15 protein-coding genes are annotated in these 23,695 nt (G+C 59.9%); 8 read left to right on the plus strand and 7 right to left on the minus strand.

What is annotated here, in order from left to right:
- The first annotated feature begins 8 nt into the window (after positions 1–8).
- The 8 genes from LPW11_RS02385 to LPW11_RS02420 all read left to right on the plus strand — a co-directional run bounded on the left by LPW11_RS02385 (position 9) and on the right by LPW11_RS02420 (position 8,124).
- Positions 9–1,100, plus strand: coding sequence for a DegT/DnrJ/EryC1/StrS family aminotransferase (locus LPW11_RS02385; protein WP_230996528.1), 1,092 nt, complete (start codon positions 9–11; stop codon positions 1,098–1,100).
- Between the two features lie 7 nt (positions 1,101–1,107).
- On the plus strand, positions 1,108–2,175 hold the full coding sequence (locus LPW11_RS02390; protein ID WP_230996529.1) for a glycosyltransferase family 2 protein: 1,068 nt from the start codon (positions 1,108–1,110) through the stop codon (positions 2,173–2,175).
- The gene (locus tag LPW11_RS02395) at positions 2,172–3,098 is read left to right on the plus strand and encodes a glycosyltransferase family 2 protein (RefSeq protein ID WP_230996530.1); all 927 of its coding nucleotides are present in this window, start codon (positions 2,172–2,174) and stop codon (positions 3,096–3,098) included. The genes LPW11_RS02390 and LPW11_RS02395 overlap by 4 nt, the downstream gene beginning before the upstream one ends.
- A 220-nt stretch (positions 3,099–3,318) precedes the next feature.
- A complete protein-coding gene (locus LPW11_RS02400) occupies positions 3,319–4,512 on the plus strand; it encodes a glycosyltransferase family 4 protein (RefSeq protein ID WP_230996531.1) in 1,194 nt (397 codons plus the stop codon).
- Positions 4,513–4,526: 14 nt separating this feature from the next.
- Positions 4,527–5,330 (plus strand): glycosyltransferase family 2 protein, encoded by an 804-nt coding sequence (locus LPW11_RS02405; protein ID WP_230996532.1) that lies wholly within the window; start codon positions 4,527–4,529, stop codon positions 5,328–5,330.
- 4 nt (positions 5,331–5,334) lie between these two features.
- The gene (locus tag LPW11_RS02410; RefSeq protein ID WP_230996533.1) at positions 5,335–6,048 is read left to right on the plus strand and encodes a glycosyltransferase family 2 protein; all 714 of its coding nucleotides are present in this window, start codon (positions 5,335–5,337) and stop codon (positions 6,046–6,048) included.
- A gap of 4 nt (positions 6,049–6,052) precedes the next feature.
- Positions 6,053–6,451 carry a DUF2304 domain-containing protein gene (locus LPW11_RS02415; protein ID WP_230996534.1) on the plus strand — a complete coding sequence of 133 codons (399 nt, stop codon included), beginning with the start codon at positions 6,053–6,055 and terminating at the stop codon, positions 6,449–6,451.
- A complete protein-coding gene (locus LPW11_RS02420; RefSeq protein WP_230996535.1) occupies positions 6,451–8,124 on the plus strand; it encodes a tetratricopeptide repeat protein in 1,674 nt (557 codons plus the stop codon). Before LPW11_RS02415 ends, LPW11_RS02420 begins: the two co-directional genes overlap by 1 nt.
- Here the strand turns inward: LPW11_RS02420 and LPW11_RS02425 are convergent.
- The 7 genes from LPW11_RS02425 to LPW11_RS02455 form a co-directional block, all read right to left on the minus strand.
- A complete protein-coding gene (locus LPW11_RS02425) occupies positions 8,117–9,493 on the minus strand; it encodes a hypothetical protein (RefSeq protein ID WP_230996536.1) in 1,377 nt (458 codons plus the stop codon). The two genes, LPW11_RS02420 and LPW11_RS02425, sit on opposite strands and share 8 nt — an antisense overlap.
- Entirely contained in the window at positions 9,487–10,542 is a 1,056-nt protein-coding gene (locus LPW11_RS02430) for a glycosyltransferase family 2 protein (RefSeq protein WP_230996537.1), read from the minus strand. The genes LPW11_RS02425 and LPW11_RS02430 overlap by 7 nt, the downstream gene beginning before the upstream one ends.
- Positions 10,543–10,802: 260 nt before the next feature.
- Positions 10,803–14,591: a hypothetical protein gene (locus LPW11_RS02435; RefSeq protein ID WP_230996538.1), complete on the minus strand. Its 3,789-nt coding sequence runs from the start codon at positions 14,589–14,591 to the stop codon at positions 10,803–10,805.
- 84 nt (positions 14,592–14,675) lie between these two features.
- The gene (locus tag LPW11_RS02440) at positions 14,676–15,455 is read right to left on the minus strand and encodes a cytochrome c3 family protein (protein WP_230996539.1); all 780 of its coding nucleotides are present in this window, start codon (positions 15,453–15,455) and stop codon (positions 14,676–14,678) included.
- A gap of 777 nt (positions 15,456–16,232) precedes the next feature.
- On the minus strand, positions 16,233–17,684 hold the full coding sequence (locus LPW11_RS02445; RefSeq protein WP_230996540.1) for a heavy metal sensor histidine kinase: 1,452 nt from the start codon (positions 17,682–17,684) through the stop codon (positions 16,233–16,235).
- 46 nt (positions 17,685–17,730) lie between these two features.
- Complete coding sequence (locus LPW11_RS02450) at positions 17,731–18,402, minus strand: heavy metal response regulator transcription factor (protein ID WP_230998234.1); 672 nt, start codon at positions 18,400–18,402, stop codon at positions 17,731–17,733.
- 264 nt (positions 18,403–18,666) lie between these two features.
- Positions 18,667–23,664, minus strand: coding sequence for a cytochrome c3 family protein (locus LPW11_RS02455; protein WP_230996541.1), 4,998 nt, complete (start codon positions 23,662–23,664; stop codon positions 18,667–18,669).
- Positions 23,665–23,695: the final 31 nt, after the last annotated feature.

Here is a 23,695-nt window from a genome sequence, read left to right on the forward strand (position 1 = left end):
GGGAGACAGTGATCCAATATGAAAACCTCCGCAAGGTGAACGAGCCGTTCTTCCCGGAGTTTCGTGCGGCCTTCGACCAGACGCTGGACAGCGGCTGGTTCGTGCTCGGCGGGGGCGTGCAGGGGTTTGAGGAGGCCTTTGCCTCCTACTGCGGGGTGCCCCACTGCGTGGGGGTCGCCTCCGGCCTCGACGCGCTCGTCCTCTCCCTGAAGGCGCTGGAGCTCCCCCCCGGGAGCGAGGTCATCGTCCCCTCCAACACCTACATCGCCACCATCCTCGCCATCCTGCAGAGCGGTCTTTCACCGGTCCTCGTGGAGCCGGACGTCGCCACCTGCAACATCGACCCGGAGCGGATCGAGGAGGCGATCACCGACAGGACGCGCGCCATCATGGTGGTGCATCTCTACGGGAAGCTGTGCGATATGGAGCGTATCGGGGAGATAGCGAGGCGCCGCGACCTGCGCATCGTGGAGGACTGCGCCCAGGCGCACGGCGCGAGCCTCAACGGGCGAAAGGCCGGGACCTTTGGCGACTGCGCCGCCTTCAGCTTCTACCCCACCAAGAACCTCGGCGCTTTAGGCGACGGGGGCGCGGTCGTCACCGCGAACGCGCGCTACGCCGAAAAAGTGCGGGCGCTCAGAAACTACGGGTCGTCGGTGAAGTACCACAACGACTACATCGGGATCAATTCGCGCCTCGACGAGATGCAGGCGGCCTTCCTTTCGGTGAAGCTTCCGGCTCTCGACCGCATCAACGCGCACAAAAGAGCGCTCGCCGCCCTCTACCAGGAGGGGATCAGCGAGAGGTTCGTGAAGCCGCAGGCGCAGGAAGGTTTCTTCGACGTCTTCCACATCTACAGCATCAGGCACCCCCGGCGCGACGAGCTGAAGAGCTACCTCTCCGGGCATGGGGTCCAGACGGAGATCCACTACCCGGTCCCTCCCCACAGGCAGAAGGCACTGCAGGGGCTCTTCGACGGGGAGGAGTTTCCGATCTCGGAGGAGATCCACGCCACCACGCTCAGCCTTCCGATCTCAGCGTGCCACGACAGCGACGACGTGTTGCGCGTCATAGACCTTGTGAACCGCTTCGAGCGCTAGGGCCGTCATGACAGCACCCTTTTTCAGCATCGGCATCACGACTTACAACCGCCACGACCTGCTCAGGGAAGCGCTCCTCTCCATCCTGACCCAGGACTTCGGCGACTTCGAGGTGATCGTCGGCAACGACTACCAGGCGGAGACACTGACGCTGGAGATGCTGGATATCGACGATCCCCGCGTTTGCATCATCAACCACCCGGTGAACCTGCGAGAGGTCGGCAACATGAATGCCCTCCTCAACGCGGCGACAGGGCGGTACTTCACCTGGCTCTTCGACGACGACCTCTACGAGCCTGGGTTCCTCTCCGCCGCGCATCGCGAACTGGCACGGCACACCTTCCCGGCCGCGCTCTTCCCGTCGTTCAGGCTCCTGCGCGGCACGGACAGCTTCACCCCCCAGCAGGTGACACCAAGGAGCAGTTCCGTGATGACCGGCAGGGAGTACCTCTCCCGCTTCTTCGCAGGAAAGCTGAGGATCATCTCCACCTGCGGCTTCTTCGAGACCGCCGCCGTCAGGAAAGTCGTGGGGGGGGTCGAGGAGCTGTGCCAGTCCGCCATCGGCGTGTATTGCGAGTACCTTTTCCTGGTGCGCTGCGCCCTGCTGGAGAGGATCTGTTTCATGGACGCCCCCTATGTGGTTTTTCGCACCCACAGCGAGTCGTGGAGCGAAGGGAACAGCGAGCTGCACAAGTACGAATCTTCCGCGCCGGAGTTGTTGCGCCGCTCGGCGGAGGTCCTTCGCCACCCGGCGCTGCAGGAGGACTTCGACCGGAACCTCCTCGGGGTCGCCATGATCCACCTCTCCACCTACTGCTTCAGGTCGGCGCGGGTGGAAACAGGCGGCGGGAATTTTGGAGCTCTCTCCTTTACCCGCGCCGCATCACGGGTGCTCGTCGAGGCACGCCGCAACTGGTCCGTCTACCGCAAAACGGGGGGGAGCGCACGCGCATCTGCCGCCGTGCGATTCGGCGGCATGATAACCCGCTCCCTCTACCTCACCCTCTACGGCTTTCTCTTCGACGGGTGGAGAAGGGTGAAAGAGGGAGCCCCGCAGCGCTCCGCGGCCGCATGATCGAGATCCTCCTCTCCACCTTCAACGGCGAGCGATATCTCGCGCAGCAGCTCGACTCGGTGCTGCTCCAGGAGTGCCGGGAGTGGCGCCTGACGGCGCGCGACGACGGCTCCTCAGACGGGACGGTGACGCTCCTGCAGAGGTACGCGCAGCAGTCGGGGGGGCGGATCCGCATAAGTGACGACTCCGGCGAAAACCTGGGCGCCTGCCGCAGCTTTGCAAGGCTCCTCGAACGGTCCACTGCGCAGTACCTGATGTTCTGCGACCAGGATGACGTGTGGTTTCCCGGGAAAGTTGCACGAACCTTCGCGAAGCTGAAGGAGCTGGAGGAAAAGTACGGGAAGGAGACACCTCTTCTCGTTTTCAGCGACGCCTCCGTGGCGGACGCCGATCTGGCGCTCCTGGCGCCGTCCATGTGGGAGTACCAGCACTCCGCCCCGGAGATCGCTACGCGGATGAACCGCCTCCTCCTGATGAACCCCGCAAACGGCTGCACCATGCTCTTCAACCGCGCCCTCGCCGAGGCGGCGCTCCCGGTGCCGGCCGAGGCGCTGATGCACGACTCGTGGCTCGTCCTCGTCGCCTGTGCGCTCGGCAAGGTGGGGTATCTCCCTGAGCCGACCCTCCTGTACCGCCAGCACGGCGGGAACGAGTCGGTGACGAAGAGGTGGGGGAGTGCCTACGTAGCGGCGCAGCTTGCCAACCTGGGCGCAGCGCGGCATTATCAGACGCTTTTGCAAAGGCAAGCGGGGGCGTTGCTCGAGAGATACCGGGGGGAGATCGCCCCCTCCGCCGCGACCCTTCTTTCCGCCTACGCCGGCCTCGGCTCCAGGGGGATTTTGGGAAAGCGCATCGACATCCTTCGGCACCGCCTCTTTTATGTGGGAGCGGTGAGAAACATCGGCTGGCTCCTGACCTGCTGAGGACGGCTCATTGACGGTACAAACCGCTGACAATTCGGCGCTTCACGTCCCCTCCCTTTCAAGCCGAGGGACGGCGCCTCACGTCTCCTCCCTTTCAGGCCGAGGGACGGCGCCTCACGTCTCCTCCCTTTCAGGCCGAGGGACGGCGCCTCACGTCCCCTCCCTTTCAAGGGGAGGGTCAGGGTGGGGATGGGGTTCCTCTGACGCCCCTGGCAAGACAATGAAGATACTCGTGGTCATTCCCTACTTCATGCCCGCCACCAGCTACGGCGGTCCGGTGAAGGTGGCGTACGACCTCGCGAGGTCGCTCGCCCGGCGCGGCCATCGGGTCACCGTGGCGACCACAGATGTCTTCGACGACAAAGCTCGTGTGGCGCAGCGGACCGAGACGATGGAAGGGATCAGCGTCGTCCGTTTCCGCAACGTAAGCAACAGGCTCGCGAAGCGCTGCAACGGCTACACCCCCTTTCTCTTCATCCCCTGGCTGTGGAAGCACGGGGGGGAGTTCGACGCGATCTACTGCCACGATTTCTTCACCATGCAGACGATCGCGGTGAGCATCTTCAGCCGGCTCTCCAAGGTCCCCTTCATCGTGCAGCCGCACGGGTGCCTGTCGCCGGTGCGCAGGGAGGCCCGGTTTTCAGCGGTGAAACGTCTCTTCACCGCCATTTTCGGCACCATCCTCACCGGCGCGCGCCACATCGTCGCGCTCACCGCAGAGGAGCGCAACGGGATCGTACTCCTCAAAAGGGATATCGCCGAGAAGATCGCCGTGGTGCCGAACGGCCTCGACCTCGCCGAGATCCAGGTGCCGGAACGGATCGACCTGCACCGCAAGTACGGACTCCCCTCCGGGAGCATCGTGATAGGTTTCATCGGGAGGCTCGCCTACATCAAGGGGATCGATATCTCCCTGGAGGTGCTCGCCTCGCTGAAAAAGACGGTGAATTTCTCCTTTCTCGTCATGGGGCCGGACGAAGGGGTACTGGATGAGCTGAAAATGGAGACCCACAGGCTGGGGATCTCCGACCGCGTCGTCTTCACCGGGATCGTGAACGGGGCCGAGAAAATGCAGGCCGTCGCATCGTGCGACCTCTGCCTTTTCACCTCCCGCGACGAGGGGCTCCCGATGACTGTGCTGGAGGTCGCGGCGCTCGGGGTGCCGCAGGTCCTTTCCGCGGAGTGCAATGTCCCCGAGGTTGCCGAGCACGGCGCAGGGTACGTCCACCCCGTCTCCGACATCGCCGCCCTCGCCCGTTGCGTCGCGGAGCTGGCAGCCGCCCCCGAGAAGCGCGCGGAGATGGGGAAGAGGGCTCGCGCGATGGTCGAAACACTTTTCAGCCTCGACTCGCAGACAGCGAGGGTGGAGGCGTTACTGGCGGGAGACCCGCGCCCGCAGCCGCGGGATTTGTGAACCGATTGGAGCAGATGACTTTTTCCCCTTCCATAACTATCGTGATGCCCTCTTTCCAGCAGGCGTCCTTCCTTGAAGAGGCAGCCCGTTCGGTCCTCGACCAGCGCGGCGTCGACGTGGAGCTCATCGCCCTCGATCCCGGCTCCACAGACGGCTCCAGGGAGATACTCCTCCGCCTCAAGGAAGAGTATGGCGACCGCCTGGTCCTCGTCTTTGCACCGGACCGCGGGCAGTCCGACGCAGTGAACAAGGGGATGGCGCTGGCGCGCGGGAGCGTGCTCGGGTGGCTGAACTCGGACGACAGGATGCGCCCCGACGCGCTGCGGACGGTGCTCCCCCTCCTCCAGGGGTGCGACCCTCGCTGGGTGTACGGAGAGGCGGGGATTATCGGCGGGCAGGGGGAAGAGGTGACGAGCTTCATCTCGCGCTACAAGAGGTGGCGTGGCAGAAGCTTCTCTAAAGCGAAGCTCCTCACCGAGAACTTCATCCCGCAGATGGCTGTTTTCTGGAACCGCGCGATGTGGGAAAGGGCCGGCGGCCTCGAGCTGGAGCGGCACCTCGACATGGACTACGACCTGTGGCTGCGTTTTGCCACCGTCGCCCCCCCTGCTGTCCTTCACGAGCCCCTCGCCGACTTCCGCGTCCACGGCGCGGCAAAGGGGAGCCGACAGACGGGCGAGCAGCTCACGGCGGCGTTGGAAACGGCCCGGAAGCACGCCGGCGGGCACGGCCCGAAGGGGGAGTGCGCGCTCCTCGTGCACCGCATCCTCAGCCTGAGGACGCGCCTTCTCTACTACTTTCTGAAACCGGGAGCCTAGCCAGATGTCCAGGATACTCGCCCTGATACCCGCCTTCAACGAAGGCGCCCGCATCGCCGGGGTCATCGACACGGTCCGCCGCGCCGCGCCGTACTGCGACATCCTCGTGGTGGACGACGGCTCCCGCGACGACACCGCTGCGGCCGCCCGGGGCACCGGGGCCACAGTCGTCTCGCACCCGTTCAACATGGGGTACGGCGTGGCGATCCAGACAGGATACAAGTACGCGGCGCAGCACGGATTCGAGTTTCTGGTGCAGATCGACGGGGACGGGCAGCACGACCCGAGCTACATACCGAAGCTCCTGGAACCGGTCATGGAGAGGCGCAGCAACTTCGCCCTCGGCTCGCGTTTCCTCTCTTCCGGAAGTTACGAGCCGTCGCTGGCCCGCCGCATCGGGATGGCGTGCTTTCGCAGGATCGTCTCATTCGTCACCGGCACGAAGATCACCGACTCCACCTCGGGGTACCAGGCTTTCGATCGCGAGGTCATCAAATTCTTCACCGGCGACATCTTCCCCTGCGACTACCCCGATGCAGACATGCTCATCACTCTGCACAGGGCGGGGTTCACCATTGCGGAGGTCCCGGTACGGATGTACGCCAACAGCGAAGGGAAGTCGATGCACAACGGACTGAAGCCCTTTTACTACGTCTTCAAGATGTTCCTCTCCATTGCTGTGACCCTGCTGCGCAGCCGCAAGTTCTACCACCGGTGATCACATGCCTTTAAAACAACAGGTCTTCGCCCTCATCGTCTGCATTCTCGTCTTTGCCTTCAACATCTACATGGTGCGCCAGCGCGAACTGCGCGAAGAGTATTCGGTACTCTGGCTGGGGACTAGTCTACTCATGTTCGTGCTGGTACTGAAATACGACTGGCTTGAGTCCCTGACCGCCCTGATCGGAGCCGGCCTCCCCACCACCACCCTCTTCATCGGCTCCATCATCTTCCTGATGTTGATCTGCGTTCAGTTCTCCCTCAAGATCTCCCGGCTCACCAACCAGCTGAAAGATCTGGCGCAGGACAATGCCCTGATCCGCGCGGAGATCGTGAAGATCCGCGACTGCGAGGGGACAGAGAACGGTAGCACGGAAAGAATCATGCACAGGAGTAACTAATGCCCACCGGTACCAAATCCGCGACTCTCCTTCAGCGCCCCATCTTTCACATCCTCATACTGGTGGCGGTCGGATTTCTGTGCTACTCCAACACCTTCCACGTGCCGTTCCTTTTCGACGACGATACCTCCATCGTGGAAAACCCCGCGGTCCACGGTCTGCAGAACTTTCTGTCGGGGGGTTACGCCGCAGTGCCAAACCGCGTCGTCGGCTACCTCAGCCTTGCCCTCAACTACGAGATCGGCGGGACGAACGTCTTCGGCTACCATCTGTTAAACATCGCCATCCACGTGGTGAACGCGCTCCTGGTCTACGCCCTGCTACGCCTGACATTCAGGACGCCTCTCTTCAGGAGGGGTTGCGATGACACAGAAGCGGGGCCCTCTGCGAATTACCTGCCGTTTCTCGTCGCGCTTCTCTTTGTGGCTCATCCGGCGCAGACGCAGGCTGTGACCTATATCGTGCAGCGCCTTACGTCGCTCGCCACTCTCTTTTTCCTCCTCTCCATGTATCTACATGTGCGCTGGCGGCTGGCTGAACTCTCCGGGCGCGGCTTCCTTTCCGTCGGGGTACTCGGCACGTTCCTTCTTTCCCTTGTCTCCGCGGCTCTTGCCATGAAGACAAAGGAGATCGCCTTCACCCTCCCCTTCGCCGTCGTCCTCTATGAACTCGCTTTCTTCGGCGTGCCGAAGCGCGCGGTGATCCCGAAGCTCATCCCGATGATTCTTACCGCGGCGATCATTCCGGCGACGATGCTGAACCTCACCAAGCCCGCCGCCCAGATTCTCAGCGACGTCCACTCCGCCACCGCGGTGCAGACCACCCTCTCCCGCTGGGACTACCTCTGCACCGAGTTCAGCGTCATCGTCACGTACCTGCGGCTCCTCCTCTTGCCAGTGAACCAGAATCTGGACTACGACTACCCGGTCAGCCATACCCTCTTCGAGCTCCGCACCCTTCTCTCCGCGGCTATCCTGGTGGCGCTGGTGGCGCTTGGGTGCTGGCTGTGGCGGAAAGGATCGAAACCTGCGGCCAGAGACCTCCTCGCCCCCGCCTATGCCCGTCTCACTGCGTTCGGCATCTTCTGGTTCTTCCTCGCCATCTCCGTGGAATCGAGCCTCATCCCCATCGTGGACGTGATCTTCGAGCACAGGATGTACCTCCCCTCGTTCGGCTTCTTTGTGGCGGTGGTGGCTCTGGTGATGATGTGGGTGGAGAGGAAAAAGGACGCGGCGCCTGCCGCGGCGAAAGGCGCAGCGGTGGCCATCGGGGCAGTTGCCCTTCTTTTTTCGGGGGCGACGCTGGCGAGGAACATGATCTGGCAGAATCCGGTTACGCTCTGGCAGGATGTTGAGCGGAAGAGCCCGGGGAAGGCGAGACCGCACGTGAATCTCGGGACGTACTACGGTGAGATGGAGCGTGTGGAGGATTCCCTGAGAGAGTTCGAGATCGCGGCGAAGCTAGACCCGGTAGATCCTCACGCCCTGTCGAACCTGGTCCTTCTGTACGTCGTCACCGGCCGCACCAGCGATGCCTCAGACGCCTGCACGAAGCTCCACCAGGTAGACCCGATGATGAAAGGGGATCTGAAGCTTTACCAGATTCTCAAGATGCCGGGAAATGGAGATCCCTCCCTGCAGGCAGTGCAAGGGGTGTGCTCGGCGTTCAGGTAAGATTTCGCCTCTGGCGCGCAGCTGAGCCCCGCAGGTGCGACTCTACCCGTTCCTTGAGGACAGACAGGTACTCCTGGTCGAGAAGATAGCAGTATGAAGCCGCCACCGTGAAGACAGTGACCATGAGTGAGCGGTAGGTAAACCAGAAGTGTACGTACGAATGGTTAGCGACCACCACGTACCACAGGAACGGGAGGGCGGCGACAGGCAGGAGAGCCGCCACGCACTTCCGCCCCGCGTCCTGCCGAAGGTGCCGCACGAGAAAGAGGATCCCGAGAAGCAGTGCGACAGCGGGGAGCGCGCAGAGAGTCGCAACAGCGGTCCACCTCGCGTTCCCCGTGTTGTCGAGACCAAAGAGCGGGAAGAGCATCGCCACGTTGCGCACAATCGCTCCACCTCTGCTAACAGCCACACCGGCGGCATCTCCATTGAGCCTTGTTGCCACACTCTCCGCAGCCTCTGCAAATAGGCTGTGTCCCAGGATGGCGGACGAAAGACACCACTTCGCCACCCAGGTCCCCGCATATCCCACCCCCCACACAAAAGACACCCTGCAAAAGTGCACGAATTGTCCTCTCAATGACGACGTGGAATGCGCACGCATCCGCACAAGCGTCAACACCGCCAGGGGCATCCCCAACGTCAGCACCGGCGCCGTGAGCAGATCAAGAAACGAGGTACACGCCCCGAGCACCAGAAATGTCTCGAGGTCGAGGCGAAAAGTACCGTCACCATCCACTCCGTAACAGACTGCTGCCATCCCGGCCATGGCAAGGTAAAAAACCGCGCAAAACTGCATCGATATCGGCACCATGACGATGCCTGCAGAAGCGAGGGCCAGCAGGAAGGCGAGTGCTGTGTGCAGGTTGAGGCGATAGCGCAGGAGTACCAGCACGGCTAATACCGACAGTGACAGCATGAGACTGTTCAACCACCGGATTGCGCTGTAGTCGAGGAGCAAGAGAAGTGGTCTGAGAATGACCTGGTAGCCGTGCCAGTAGCGCGAGTACGATGTCAGCTCTCCACGTCCATCCAGTGCAGCGCGAAGGCTGTCGATAGGCGACGGGTCACCATTTGGTGCGGGGACGATGCGCATGTAATTGCCGAAGGAGGCTTTCACCGGGCTCATGTCACCCGCCGCGACGGCCTGGTTCAGCATGAGCGAGTCGGTGAAGTTGTCCGGCATCAGAGAGTACAAGCCGAAAAGGGGGCGATAAGGGTGCCCCTCCGCAGCAAGCTCGGTGAGGGAGACGGCAACATGCCTCTTCACAGGTCCTTGAGGCAGTGTGTAGGCGGCGATCATGGAAAGGGAAAATACCAGGATAAGGGAGAGGCCGATTGCCACAAGCCTGCAGATCCGCACTAGCATCTCCCCCTCAATCCGGGGGACTCCAGATGCGTCCGGGCCTCCCGCTCCTGCGACCACCTGTGCAACTCAAGCTCGTAGAGCATGCGGGACTGCTTCCGGATCGAGTCCATTATTGCCCCCGCAAAAAGCGCAAGAAGGCTGCACATGCCACAGGCCATGGAAACGATGATGGAAGGGACCTTGCGCACGAATCCGGTGGTGAGATATTCGTGGAGTGGGGAGATGAAGAGCGCAATGGCTACTGCGAGGAAGACGGCGGAGATGATGCTGGAGAAAAGGAGGGGTCGGAAGTCCTTGAAAAGGGCCATTACCGTTTTCAGCACCCGTGTTCCGTCAGGAATTGTCTTCAGCTTCGACACGCTGCCAGCCTGGCGATCGCGGTACCGGACCGGCATCTCTGCGACCATGAATCCCTTGTCGAGCGCATGCACGGTCATCTCCGTCTCGATCTCGAACCCGCCGCACATCACCGGGTAGGTCTGCACGAAGATCGGGGAGAAGGCACGCCCTCCCGTCATGATGTCGGTGAGGTTGGCGCGGAAGATCGTGTTGATGAGCCGCCGTACCAGCCTGTTCCCTGCCCCGTGCAGAGCTCGCTGGTTCTCTTCAAAGTAGGTGGACGAAAGGCGGTCGCCGATCACCATGTCAGCGCTCCCGTCAAGTACCGGCCCCGCCAGTGCGACGATGTCAGCAGCCTCGTAGGTATCATCAGCATCGACCATGAGATAGACATCGGCGTCCACGTTGCGAAACATGGATCTGACGACGAATCCCTTACCCTGCCGCCTCTCCCGAACTACGACAGCCCCCGCCAGCGCAGCAAGATCGGCGCTCCTGTCTGCGGAGTTATTGTCGAAGACATATATTTCCGCTTCCGGGAGGAGGAGCCTGAAATCGCCCACCACCTTCGCTATCGTCTTTTCCTCGTTGTAGCAGGGAATGAGAACGGCGACTCGCGGGCGCCTTTTCGGAAGAGCAAGGTGGAGTACTCGCTTGTCATCCTCAAGTGTTTTGTGCTTTGAACTTGCTACCTCAGCACCTCTATGCATCAAAGCTTCATGAACCACTTACAACTCCTTCTACTGACTCAAAGAGATGAAACGTAATGTAAGAAGGGAAGACTAAAGTGCGCACCTTATAGCACCTTAGTTAAATCCTTTCAAGCACTTTAATAATCACCTACTAGTCTCAGGTACAGTACATGCGTCATGACTATAAGGAACGAAATGCAGCCGTGAAGCAGGCATAAAAAAGCCCCGCTTCTTTCGAAGCGGGGCAAATACATCTTCATGTAATGCAATGGAAGTGATTACCTGCGGACAAACCCATCAGGCTCACCCTTGACAGGGTTGGAAGCAGCCTTGGTCAGGTAGCCCTTGAGCGTCGAGATGCTGACGTTCGGACCGACCTGGCCAGGGTAGTTGGCCGGACGAGCTGCAGAGTAGTCGGAGAACTTGATGATGTTGTTCGGATCAAGGCTGAACTCCGTCCTGTCGCCTACAGAACCTTTCTGGAGGTAGGTGATGGAGTCGGCGACAAGAGCGCGGCCGAAAGCACGGTTGTGAACGTGGGAGCCTTTCTCGGCGATGAGAAGCTTCAGGTTCATAGCTGCGCCTTCAGTCTTGTTGGCATCGCTCACGCCGGCGCCGCCGAAGGTGGTGCCGACTGTGGCGGCGAAGCTGCCGGAGAAGTACGGGTAGTTATCGGTGTAGTTGATGCCGTACTGGGACAGCTGCCACTTGTAGAAGTCGAACATGCGGTACCAGATTTCCTTCTCCTCGTCGATGAAGGAAGCGATGGTCGGGGCAACAGCGTCAGCATTGTCCTGGTGGCAGCCGAAGCAGGTACGGGTGATGGCCTTGCCGCTCTTCAGGTTTTTCGCGCCTTCGAGGGTTGCGTTGGCAACTTCGATTGCACCGAAGGTGTGGGTGTTTTTCGGGCCGAGGTGGCAAGCTACGCACTGGCCTTTGTTGCCGGTGTTGTTGGACACGCCGAGGAGGTCATTGCTGCCGCTCGCGGAGTAGTTGTCCATGCCGAGTCTGCCGTGGCTCCAGTTGGCGTTCTTGCCAACTTTGCCAGCTGCACCGTAGGTGTTGTAACGGACGCCGGAGGTGTAGAACTGGAAGCCGCCTTTGCCGTAGAACACTGCTGCTGCTGCAAGGTAGTGCGGGTTGGTGAACTTCGTGTCTGCCACTTTGGCCAGAGACTCGCCGTTTTCACGCGAAGCGTGGCAGGGGATGCAGACGTTGGACTCGCCGACATCCGGGAAGGAAATTTTGATGGTGCTTGCGAAGTTGCCTTCCATCGGTGCGTTGTACTGGGAAACTGCCAGGACGCTGCCTTTGAAGTCGCTGCTGTTGGTGTGGCAAGCCTTGCAGGTGAGGGTTTCGTTTGCGCCCTCGGTTTTCTCTGCCCAAGCAGCAGAGTTGGTGAAGTTGCTTGCTACGAACTTGCGGAAGCCGGTGGAGGTGTGGCAGACGTTGCACTCTGCCTGGGTTGCCCACTGGCGGCCTACGAACGGAAGGCCGGTCGGTGCACCGTGGCCGGACTCAGCCCACTCTGCATTGACTGCGGGAGTTGCGTAGTGGTACGTGGTCTTGTTGTGGCAGTCGAGGCACTCGGTGCGGCTGGTGATGAAGGATGCTGCAATAGCGGAGGTCACGTTTGCGAAGTGCTTCGTTGCAAGGGCTTCATAGTGGCAGCCGTTGCAGCCCTGGGTGGCCACGAGACCTTTTGCTGCGAGTTTCTCTACGGAAGTGGTTGCGGTAGAGGTTGCGATAGTGCCTTTTGCGGAGCCGTTGTTTACGCCGTCATCGAGGAAGTCGATGGTGTCGAGCAGGATTGCACGGGCGTATGCCGGGTTGTGTACCCAAGCGGTCGGATCAGCGTTGGTAAGGATGTGCCAGTTGTACCATGCACCTGCAGCTTTGGAGGTGACGGTCATGTCTGCCGGCTCGCCAGCAAGCTTGCCGAAGCGGCCGAAGAAGACTTTGGTGCGCTCTTCGCCGAGAGGCTTGGAGGTGTCTGCAAACAGCGGGTGAATCTTCTGCTCCATCAGGGCGGTAAGAACCTTGACGGCTGCGTTGTAGTTGGTCTGTGCGCGCTCAACATCTTCCTGACCGAAGGTGCTCGGGTGGCAGTACTGAGTCATGCAGTTGGAGAAGTCCTTGACTTCGAGGCTGTGCGGGTTGTGGCAGGTAGCGCAGGGACCCTTGTCGCTGTTGACGCTCATGCCCACCCCGGTGTGGTGCTTCGGCAGGTTCGCGTAGTTGGTTGCGTCAAACTGGTATGCACCGGTACCTGCGAAGGTCTGGCCGATGTTAGCTGCGTGCTGGTAGAAGCCGGTGGTACCGGTGGAGTAGTTGTTCTGAGCGTAGTAGCTCTTCACAATCGCTTCGGTGGTACGGCCGGAGTGGCACGGAATGCAGATGTTGGAGTTTTTGTAGCTATCGAACTGCACGTAGCTGGTGGTAGCACCGGTTGCGGTGAATTTCGCCTTGTAGCCGTCGGCGAGTTTCAGGCCACCATCCCTGATGGTGATGTCGGTGCGCAGCTCGCCTTCCGCGGTCTTGTGGCAGGTGATGCAAGCAAGGGTTGCGTTCGGCTGGCCGGACACGAGCTTAAGACGATCGTTGTACTGTGCGCTCAGGTTGGCGAACTTGAGGAAGCCGATGGTGGTGTGGCAACGGCCGCAGTTGCCGTTGTCCTGCTTGCCGTTGTTGGTGCGGGTGTTCCAGTCGTAGTGGGTGAAGGCGTTCAGGTCGTCGCTGGACACTGCGCCGTGGCCGCCTTCTGCGAACTCAGCGTTGATGGTGTTGTTGTGGCCGTGGCAGTCAGCGCACTCGAAGCCCTGGGTAACGTACTGGGTCTTGGAGGTGCCGCCGGTAGCGGTCCCGTTGGTCACAGCGCCGCCAGCATGCGGAGCTTTCAGCACGAGGTTGGAGGAGTAGATGCCCCACTTCATGCCCGGGGTGTGGCAAGCCTGGCAGCCAGCAGCACGCTTGATGGAGTTGCCGCTGTAGACAACGTAGGTGGAACGGGTTGCGTGGCTGTCAGCGGTAGGTGCGTGGCAGTCGGTGCAGGTGATTACATGCTTGGTAGTCGACTTGTGGGAAGAAGCGTTGTACCCAGCAGCAATGTATTGATCGCGGCCGGAATGGCAAGCGCTGCAGACGTCGCTCTGGTTGTAAGCCACCGACTGAATGTTGAACTTCAGGGTCTTCGGCTCGCTGTCCTTACCGTTGGTGGTAGCGACCACCGTTACGGTCTGCTCGCCAGCGGTTTTCGGAGTGTAGACCGCGGTAGCACCGGAAGCGGTGATGGCCGTGGGCTCAGAGGAGGTGAACTTGTACGTTACCGGGCCGTTGGCGATGGAAGTTGCCTTCACGGTGATCGGGGTGCCGACGGTGCCGTTGAGGCTGTTGGTGTAGATGTTTGCCACAACGCTCGGCTCGATGGCGAAGGTCGCGGTGTAGTTAGCGTTGCCGGTAACGGTGACGTCTTGGTAGTCAGCCTCACCTGCGTAGAGGCCAGCTTTAGCCGCGACGCCTGCAACGGTGACAACCTTGTAGTCAGCGTTCGGAGCAGCTTTGATGCGGACCTTGGAGCCGGCCTTCAGGTTGGCGATCTCTTTAACGTTGTACGCGCCGATAACTTTCGGAGTGGCATCGTTGCTGAGGGCCTGAACGGTAACAACGCCGTTCGGAACCTGGGTGACAGAAACCTTGTAGGTTACCGCGGTGTAGTACACCACCACCGTGTGGTTCTTTGCCGGAGCGCCAGCGGCGACAGGATAGGACAGAAGAACAACACCCTTCGAGTCCTTCTTAGTCACATTCTGACCATCAACGATGACGGAAGAAACAGTGTAGCCGTCTGCCGGTGCAATGGTGATGACCTGTTCGAGGTCAGCATTGTCCACTTTGAAGTAGCCCACGATCGCAGTCCGGTCGGCAGCCGTCTTGGCCACGGTCCCGGCAGCCGAGTCGCTCACGATTGTCCCAGCCCCGCTGCCTACCTTTGCGGTGATGGTCCACGCATTGGCGAAGGCCGGCAGTGCGAGCATGAGGGCAGAGATTAACCCTACTTTTCTCAACATGTATATTCTCCTTTTAGAAGTATTTTCATTGCTCATCGAGGTAACCTCGTCCTTCTGAGGGTTACCCCTCACTCACCGGCCGTCTTACTTGATGTGGCAGGACAGGCAGAGAGCAGAGCCCTTGTTGGAGGCGAGAAGGAGGTAGTTGGTTGCGCCGTCCTCGTCTTTGTTCTTCTTGTTGTGGACATCGTGGCAGGTTGCGCAGGTCATGATCGGCTTGCCGCCCTGGCTTGCGGAAACCCAGAGACGGTCAGCGATGGTGATGTTGCTCTTGTCAAACTTGGCGCCTTTGCGCTTGATGTACTCGTCCTTGCCGGTGACGTGGTTGTCGACGGTAACGGTGCCATCGATGTTGCCGGTGGCGATGCCGCCGTCAGCCTCGTCGTAGATGAACCCGATCGGGTGGTCGTTGGAGAGGTTCCCGTTCGCGCCGACTGCCGGGGTAGCGAAGAGGTTGTCGTCCTGCTGGAGCTTCTTCCCGCCGGTGAATGCGTAGTGGGTGTCAACAGCAACGGAACCGTCGTGGCAGCTCATGCAGAGCTTGGACGGACCTTCCATCATGGTGGTCGGGTCGATGTTGGCGTCGATGGTTGCGGATGCGTACGGGGTGAAGGTCTGGGTGGTCACCGTGTGGGACCAGAGCGGCAGGTAGTCGTTGCCTTCGGTGATAGCGTGGTGCGGGGTGTGGCAGTATGCACAAACGCGGCCCTGCTGCGCTTCCGGATCGTTAGCGCCGAGTGCGCCGTAGATCGTCATGTCGTGGATGGAGCCGGGGATACCGGTGCCCGCTTTCGTACCTGCGTACGCCGCGGTCCCTGCAAGGGCAACGAAGGATACTGCTGCCAAAATAGTCTTCTTGTTCATTACTTAGCTCTCCTTTTGATTGAATGATTGTTGCTGCTCAACCCAGTTAAGTGGTGCTGCAAAGTTGCTTCTTCTAAAACCCCTCCTTTCATGTGATCTCAAGTTTGGGCCGGGCCTTTTCGCCCGGCGGTGTAAGTGATAGGACTTAGACAGGCGGACTTGTGCAACCGAGGTGCCATTTCTGACAGCCCCCGCTCGCCAAAGTGACAGTTTCGTCATCTGACGGACACCCTGAGGGGGGTCGATTACGGAGAAACTGATATTTTTTTAGCGTTTACGGAGGAGGAGGGGCTGATGGAGAGGTGGCGAGAAAAAGTTACGAAACGATGACACTGAGGTGAAGGGGGTGTGACGCAACGCCTCCTAGTGAGGTGACGAGGGGGTGACTGGCAAATTCACTTAGCGCTAAGGCTAAATACCGCGAATTCCGACGAATTTCCAGTAAAGGAAAAAGTACATGTCCGGTTAAGGCAAAAGCGCTGTTTTGATTAAGCTAGCATGTGCGACCTCACATCTGACATCTTACCCTTGTGCATTGCTGAAGAGTGCTATAGGCATAAGATGCCGACGCCACAGCTGAATGCGCTACTGGACCCACAACGGGCGCACGCCGGGCTGAGTTAAAGAGGAGATGCGTTTGCTTGTAAAGAGGCAGAAGCAACGGCGAGGAGCTCGTGGGAGTTTGGCGATGAGGCTACGGACGGGGAAGGAGGTGGCTGGTGAGATGACGGAGAGGGTGAGGCGGCGGCACGGCGGCCGCCACCGGAAAGAGATTTCCTATGCTACGGGGAGATGCTGCGTATCTGCGGAGTCGGCGCTGGTACTCACATCAAAGAGGAGGGAGACGGTCGTCCCCTGCCCCGGGCGGCTCTCCACCTCGATACTTCCTTCATGCATGGACATGATAGCCTTCACGATTGCGAGCCCGAGCCCCGAGCCCTGCACGTCCCGGCGCTTCTCCGCGCTTCCGCGGTAGAACCGGTCAAAGATCCTCGGCAGGTGCTCCGGCTCGATGCCGCACCCGGTATCGGAGATCGCCACCTCCACTCTCCTCTCGTCCCTGTGGCGCACCGCCACCTTCACCTCTCCGCCTGCCGGAGTGTACTTGAGGGCATTGGAGATCACGTTCCCCACCGCCTTCCGGAAAAGGTCCTTGTCCAGGAAAAGGGAGGCATCGCCGGTGCTGGTAAGTGCGACCCCCTCATCGGCAGCCACCGGGAGGTAGAATTCGCAGATCCGCGCGACCTCCTCCCCGACGTTCAGAGTGCGCCGGCGCAGCAGGTGTGAAGTATTGTCGGCGCGAGCCAGGAAGAGGAGACTGTCGATCATGCACGAGAGCCTCTCATACTCCTCCATGCTGGAGCCGATCACCTTCTGGTACTCCTCAGGTGTGCGCGGGCGCATGAGCGCGATGTCGGCCTCCATCATCAGGCTGTTGATCGGAGTACGCAGTTCGTGTGCAAGATTGCCGGTGTAATGGGAGAGGGCGTCGAATGACTGTTCCAGGCGGTCCAGCATCCGGTCAAAGGCTGTAGCCAACGCCTGCAATTCCTCGGGCAATTCCCCCGCCGCAATCCGCTCCCCGAGACGGCGGGCGGTGACGCGTTCGACGGATCCGGTGATCATGTGGAGGGGCTTTAGCGAGTAGCTCGCAATGGCCGCACCCGCAAGGGAAGTAAGGATTATCCCGAAGAAGAGTGCGGCGGGGATGACCTGACGGAGACTGTTGAGGAAGGAGGTGAGCCGGGTGACGTCTATCGCGACCTGCACCACCCGGGCTTTCCCCCCGAATCCACGGATGTCGGTGCGGATCGCCCTCATATTGTATATGTTGCCGTCAGCGACGCGCCTCTTGATAAAGGTCTGCGCCTCCGCGGCAGGCGGCGTCGGAGCCGGGAAGAGGCTGGGAGGGAGAACGCGGGTCATCCCCGGGTCCTCGAGCAGAGTCTTTCCCTGTTCGTCGAGTATCCTCACATGGTGGACCACATGGGCGCGATCCCGATGCTCGCGCTGCATCTCCTGCCTGATGGCCTCCTCCGCCCTCGGACTGGACAGAATGTCGAGCAGGAGGTTGATCTCGTCGGCGATGTAGGCGGACTTGTTGCGCTCCAGCGTCTGAGCCGTGTAGCTGTAGAGCATGAGGCCAAGGGCCAGCAGGATGATGGCGGAGGCGATGCTGTAAAAGGCGGTAAGTCTAAAGGCGATCGGCAGGGTGCGGAGCTTGAACATACTTTCCCTTACTTCTAAGACTTCAACAGATCACAACGCGTTTTACTCAACGCTCTTCCAGGACGTAACCGACTCCCCGGACCGTGTGCAGGAGCTTCGGCTCGAAGGGATCGTCCACCTTTGCTCTCAGGTTCCGCATATGTACGTCCACGACCTTCATGTCGCTCCCGAAGTCCATGTCCCAGATCCTTTCGGCTATGCGGCTGCGGGTGAAGACCTCGCCGGAGTGGCGCATCAGGAGGGCGAGGAGGGAGAACTCCTTCTGGGTGAGGTCGAGGCGCTTCCCTGAGCGAGTCGCCCTGAAGGCGAAGAAGTTTACCTCGAGGTCGGCGACCCGGAGAACGTCCGGCTGGATGTCATGGCCGCGGCGGAGGATCGTCTGGATGCGAGCGGTGAGTTCGGAGAAGGCAAAGGGCTTCACCATGTAGTCGTCGCCCCCGAGCTGCAGCCCCATGACCCTGTCCTGGACCGCATCACGCGCGGTGAGAAAGAGCACCGGCGTGTGGTCGTTCGCCGCCCTCAGACGCTTCACGACCTCCCACCCGTCCACCCCCGGCAGCATGACGTCGAGGAGTATCATGTCGTACTCCATCTTCTCCGCTAAGGTGAGCGCGTCCAGGCCGTTCATGGAAACATCCGAGGTGATATTCAGCTCCGAGAGCCCCCTTTTCAGCTGCAGCGCTGTCTTTTCCTCGTCTTCTACTATCAAGATACGCACGAGATATGGTTCCTCAGTCATTGGTATAGGAAAGCACCCCTTTGAGAGGGCGCTAATCTATTACATTTTCTAATTTTGAAAGTCAAGAGATAAACTCATCCACCTGCTTCGCCGGGACAAGAAGATATAGCACAAAAAGCAGCAGCTTTGTGCCACAAAAACAGCATGTTCTCCATTGAATAGACAGAGTGGCCGGCCACGGCATAAAAAAACCCCGCCTCTTTCGAGGCGGGGCAAATGCAGCTGCAATGAACAGATCAGGGGTTACGGACGCACTTTCACACGAATGACATCCGTGGTGTTCGGCGGGGCAATCTCGTTGTTGTTCGGGTGCGTGCCCGACAACCAGAGGATACCCTCGCTGGCGACCGGGAACTCCGTACCGGTATAGCCAGTGTTTGCATTGTTGCCGTAGAACTTCTGGGGCCACACTTTACGTGCGGTATCAAGAGCAGAGAAGTTCATCTTCAGGTCGTCCAGGAAGTCGATGGTATCGTACTGCAGCCGCTGGCTGTAGGTACGGCCATGGACATAGGCACCCGGATCGCGGGCGAGAACGTTGAGGTTGAAGCACGCTCCCATCAGCCTCATTGCCTGCTGCTTGGTGAGCTGGCCGCCACGCGTCCAGTCAGTCACCGCAGTCTTGCCAGCAGGGTCCTTCGTGAGGTCATAGAAGTACGGATGTGCAGCAGAGTTGTAGGAGATACCGTAGTTCCACAGGATCGTCTTGATCAGCTCAAGCGTATCCTGATACGGAACTCTGGCCGGCTCGACCTTCACTGCCATGAAGTTTTCCATGTTGAGCCCTTGGGTGTGGGCGTGGCACGGGAGGCAGATCTGTTTGATGGTTTCATCATCCAGTGCAGTCAGCTTGTGACCTGCACCGGTACGATTAGCAGGGACATCACCGGCGTAGAGGTCGACATGGTCTTTGTTGAACTCTGCAGAGGCATTCCCTTTGTGCGGCTTGTATGCCTGAATGTGGCAGTTCACGCACGGCCCTTGCTGGCTGAGGTAATCGGTGTTCTCGATCCAGAGGTTGTCGTCAGCCTCGGCAGGTGCAAGAAGGGTGGTGCCGATGATGCGGTGTGCGCTCTTCTGACCGCCGGCGATGCCGCCAGGTGTGCTGGCGTTGTCAGGGAGGAGGGTTTTGCCGTAAGTCTTGGTGCTGGCAAAGGCAGCCCCCTCGAGGTTGGACGGCGCCGGAGCAGTCAGGGTGGTGAAGTTGATGAAGCCTGCTTTCATGTACATGATGCCCGATGCTGCCATGTAGTGGCTGTTCTGGAAGCCGAAGTTAGAAGCTGTCACGTTGGCATCGGCGGAGATTGCCGCCAGGTTGTCACCATTGACGCGGCCGGCATGGCAGGTGATGCACAGGTTGGAATCGCCGACATTCGGGAACTGTGCAGCGATTTTGCTCTTAACCGTCAGCTTGGTGCCTTTGTCGACGGTGCTTACGTTGTAGAATGCGGTAACCTGCGGAACGGCAACGCGTGCGCCGGCGGCGTCGGTGTGGCAGGCCACGCAGGACAGTACTTCGTTGGGCCCTTCAGTTGTTGCGGCCCAGGCTTTCGCATCGGTGAAGTTGCTTGCTACAAACTTCTTGTAGCCGGTAGCGGTGTGGCAAACAACGCACTCGCTCTGCTGTGCCCAGTTGCGACCATTCCAGGGGGCTGCGGTGAGTTCGCCGTGGCCGGACTCGGCATAGGCAGCATTAGCTGCCGGAGTTGCATAGTGGTACTGGGTCTTCGTGTGGCAGTCAACGCACTCGCTACGGCTAGTGATGTAGGAAGCCTTGATAGCGGAAGAGACGTTAGCGAAGTGCTTCGATACGAGCGCCTCGTAGTGGCAGCCGTTGCAGCCCTGGGTTGCCGCGAAAAGCTTCCCGTCCTGTTTCTCCTGGGAAGAGGTGGCCGCGCTGGTTGCTACGGTTGCACGTGCGGAATCGTTGTTGACGCCATCATCAAGGAAGTCGATGGTGTCGAGCAGGATCGCACGGGCGTATGCCGGGTTATGCGCCCAGGCAGCAGGATCGGCGTTGGTGAGGATGTGCCAGTTGTACCAGGCGCCATTTGCCTTGCTCGCGGTTTCGGCATCAGCAGCCTCACCGGGTGCCTTGCCAAAGCGGCCCCAGCGCACTGCTGCACGCTCGGTGTAGATGGTATCCGTCCCGCTAGCGTTCACGAAGAGCGGGAAGAGTTTTTTCTGAACAAGGCCAGTAAGGACTTTGACTGCTGCGTTGTAGTTGGTTTTCGCACGCTCCACATTCTCGTTGCTGAAACCGGAATCGTGGCAGTACTGGGTCATGCAGCTTGCTTCGGTGACTTCGGCCTTCAGACTGTGCGCGTTGTGGCAGGTTGCGCAGGGCCCTTTCTCGGTGTTGAGGCTCATGCCAGCGCCGGTGTGATGCTTCGGCAGGTTGATGTAGTTAGCGGCGGCAAACTCGTAAGCGCCGGTACCGATGAAGGTCTGGCCGATGTTTGCTGCATGCTGGTAGAAGTTGGTCTGACCGGAGGTGTAGTTGCCGAGAGCGTAGTAGTCCTTCACGACGCTGCCGGTGGTACGACCGGAGTGGCACGGAACGCAGATGTTCGAGTTCTTGAATGCAGGGAAGGTGACTGTCTTATCTGTCTGACCAGCCTGTACGAACCTGGCGACATAGCCGTTCTTCAGGGTGACGTTACCATCAGGGATGATCATGTCGGTGCGCAGAGCACCTTCAGCAGTCTTATGACAGGTGATGCAAGCCATGACTGCGTTGGTCTCACCAAGCTTCAGTTGCAGACGGGTAAGGCCGGTGGTCTGGTTGGCGAAGGTGAGGAAGCCGTAGGTGGTGTGGCAACGGTTGCAGTTGCTGTTGTGACGGGTACCGTAGACGCCAGGCTTGAAGTCGTTCTCGCGGGCTTTCCAATCGTAGTGGGTGAATGCGTTCATGGGATCTGCGGATACGTGACCGTGGCCGCTCTCAGCATAATCGGCATTCATGGTGTTGTTGTGGCCATGGCAGTCAACGCAGTTCATGCCCTGTGCCATATACTGCGGTCTTGCGGTCGGGAGAAGGTTCTTAGCGTTGTCGTTTGCACCGCCGCTGGTTGCTGAAGTCTTGGCGCCGCCGCCGTGGGTGCGAGCAAGCACGCCAGTGGAGCTGTAGACACTAAACTTCCCGCCCGGGGTGTGGCATTTCTGGCAACCGACAGTGCGCTTGACAACGGCGGAGTCTGCCGAGTATGCAGCGAATACCGCCTCGGTGGAGTGCGGGTTGTGGCAGCCGGTGCAGGCTTCGCCGGTCGGGCCGCCGATGCCGTCAAGGATTGCGTATTTGCCAGTGAAGTGCGTGGATTTTTCAAAAGCTGCAACGGACCAGCCGTGGTTTCCGCCTGCGTGGCAGGTATAGCAGGTCGTACGAGCGTTAGCTGCCAGCCCATGGGGATCATGGCAAGCCATGCAGGCATTTCCACCATAACGGCTGTACTTACCTGCGCCGTACGGCGAGGAGTACGCCACGTAGGTGAGGGCTCTGCCGTCCTTCACATACTGAGCGGGGGGTGTAACGTCAGCAGGAGCCATCCCCGGACGGAAGTGGCAACGATAGGCGCAGGTCTTCACAACCCCATTTTCTTTTGTTTTGTAGCTGTCGTTGGCGTTGAGATACCCGTCAGTCTGGGTGCCAAGATTGGTAACGGTCGGGCCGGAAACCGTAACGTTCATCTGCGCGGTGAACTCGGGGCCCACCTCCAGGCTGCTATTCCAGTGCTTGCTGGCAAAAAACTCAGCAGGAACTTTCCCGTGCTTCGAGCCGGAGTGGCAGTAGGTGCAGGTGTCGTTGTAGGTTTTCGCCAGGCCGTGGGAAGAAGAGGCGTTCTTGAACGAACCATCCGTTTTGAGACCGTCTGAGTGACAAGCTTTGCAGCCATACACGCCGCTCTGCGTGATGTTCTTGAAGTGGCACCTGACACTGCAGGTAACTACACCCCATACGCCCTTTTTGAGCTCCTCGGTTGTGTAGCTCTCGTTTGCGTTCAGGATCCCATCGATCCCGGTAACCGGATCACGGAACTCGGGGCCGTACTCGTAGTGGTTGTTCCAGTGGCGGCTGGAGGCAAATTTTGCCGACGCTGCGCCAAGTGCCGGCCACTCCTGGTGTCCGGTGTTGTTCGGGTCATGGCAGGAAGAGCAGGTCCTGTCAACAGAGTCAGCAAGCACGCTGCCCGGGTTGCGATTGCTGTGGCAGGAACTGCAAATAGAATTCTTATTCGCGGTATCGCTGAGGATGTTGAAGGTGAGGGTCTTCTCGGCCTTCCCGCCATGAGTTGTCGTTGCAACGACCTTGATCGTTTTAATACCCGCAGTGGTCGGCGTGTAATTTACCTCAACCTTGTTGGGGGCCGCGATCGGATACGGCCTGGTCTGAACAAGGCTTGGGTCGCTCAGGGTGTAGGTCACGAAGCCATCATTCGTTGTGCTGTCAAGCGTGAGGAGAATCGGCTTTTCCTGGTTCTCCACACCGTTCAGGTTGCTTGCGGCAAAAGACAGCGTGATGTTCGGCACGAGCGCAAAGCTTGCCTTCACGACGTTCTCGGTGTTGTTTGTGGAAATGATCATGTCCCTGTAGTACCGGACCCCAGTTCCACTGATGTTTGCGCCAGTGGACTCCAGCGGAGCTTTGTCAAGGATGCTGGTCACGGTGTAGTCGGCATTGGGGGCGGCATACACCCTCACCTTGGTGCCAGCTGCCAGTCCGCTGAGGGCGACTTTGCCGTCGGTCCTTGCGCTGATAATGCCACCGACCAGTTTGTCCCCTGCGCCAAGACGCTGCACGTACACGGCCCCGCCTTTGGGAGCGGCCGCAGTACCGGCATCGGTGCCGAAGAAGTAAAGGGAGTAGGTCACAGGAGTGAAGTAAGCGACGACCGCATGATTCTTGCCGTCGGCAAGAACCGGAAAGGTCGGCGTCGTATCAGCAACCGTAACACCGTTAACGACCTTAGTCCGCATCGCGCCATCTACAACGATGGAGGAGATCGCGTACGGCTTCGCCGGCGATGCGTCGGGGGTTACGGTCACAAGGACGTTCTCGCCTGCCGCCACCTGCCTGTAGCCGATGACCGCCGATTTTGCGTCGGCGGTCCTCGTCACGATCGTGCTAGCGCCACCCGCCACGGCCCCGAGCCCGCTCGCAACCTTCGCCGTCAAGGTCCATGCGTTGGCGAATGCCGGTAGTGTGAGGACGAGGGCACACATTAACCCTACTTTTCTCAACATGTATATTCTCCTTTTTTGTAAGTTTTCATTG

Source organism: Geomonas sp. RF6 (assembly GCF_021044625.1).
Classification (GTDB): domain Bacteria; phylum Desulfobacterota; class Desulfuromonadia; order Geobacterales; family Geobacteraceae; genus RF6.

Excerpts from the sequence above, each read along its gene's own strand:
- LPW11_RS02430 (WP_230996537.1), bottom strand. The coding sequence starts at position 10,542 with ATGCATAGAGGTGCTGAGGTAGCAAGTTCAAAGCACAAAACACTTGAG.
- LPW11_RS02425 (WP_230996536.1), bottom strand. The coding sequence starts at position 9,493 with ATGCTAGTGCGGATCTGCAGGCTTGTGGCAATCGGCCTCTCCCTTATC.
- LPW11_RS02420 (WP_230996535.1), top strand. The coding sequence starts at position 6,451 with ATGCCCACCGGTACCAAATCCGCGACTCTCCTTCAGCGCCCCATCTTT.
- LPW11_RS02440 (WP_230996539.1), bottom strand. The coding sequence starts at position 15,455 with ATGAACAAGAAGACTATTTTGGCAGCAGTATCCTTCGTTGCCCTTGCA.
- LPW11_RS02455 (WP_230996541.1), bottom strand. The coding sequence starts at position 23,664 with ATGTTGAGAAAAGTAGGGTTAATGTGTGCCCTCGTCCTCACACTACCG.
- LPW11_RS02435 (WP_230996538.1), bottom strand. The coding sequence starts at position 14,591 with ATGTTGAGAAAAGTAGGGTTAATCTCTGCCCTCATGCTCGCACTGCCG.
- LPW11_RS02445 (WP_230996540.1), bottom strand. The coding sequence starts at position 17,684 with ATGTTCAAGCTCCGCACCCTGCCGATCGCCTTTAGACTTACCGCCTTT.
- LPW11_RS02415 (WP_230996534.1), top strand. The coding sequence starts at position 6,053 with ATGCCTTTAAAACAACAGGTCTTCGCCCTCATCGTCTGCATTCTCGTC.
- LPW11_RS02410 (WP_230996533.1), top strand. The coding sequence starts at position 5,335 with ATGTCCAGGATACTCGCCCTGATACCCGCCTTCAACGAAGGCGCCCGC.
- LPW11_RS02395 (WP_230996530.1), top strand. The coding sequence starts at position 2,172 with ATGATCGAGATCCTCCTCTCCACCTTCAACGGCGAGCGATATCTCGCG.
- LPW11_RS02390 (WP_230996529.1), top strand. The coding sequence starts at position 1,108 with ATGACAGCACCCTTTTTCAGCATCGGCATCACGACTTACAACCGCCAC.
- LPW11_RS02400 (WP_230996531.1), top strand. The coding sequence starts at position 3,319 with ATGAAGATACTCGTGGTCATTCCCTACTTCATGCCCGCCACCAGCTAC.
- LPW11_RS02405 (WP_230996532.1), top strand. The coding sequence starts at position 4,527 with ATGACTTTTTCCCCTTCCATAACTATCGTGATGCCCTCTTTCCAGCAG.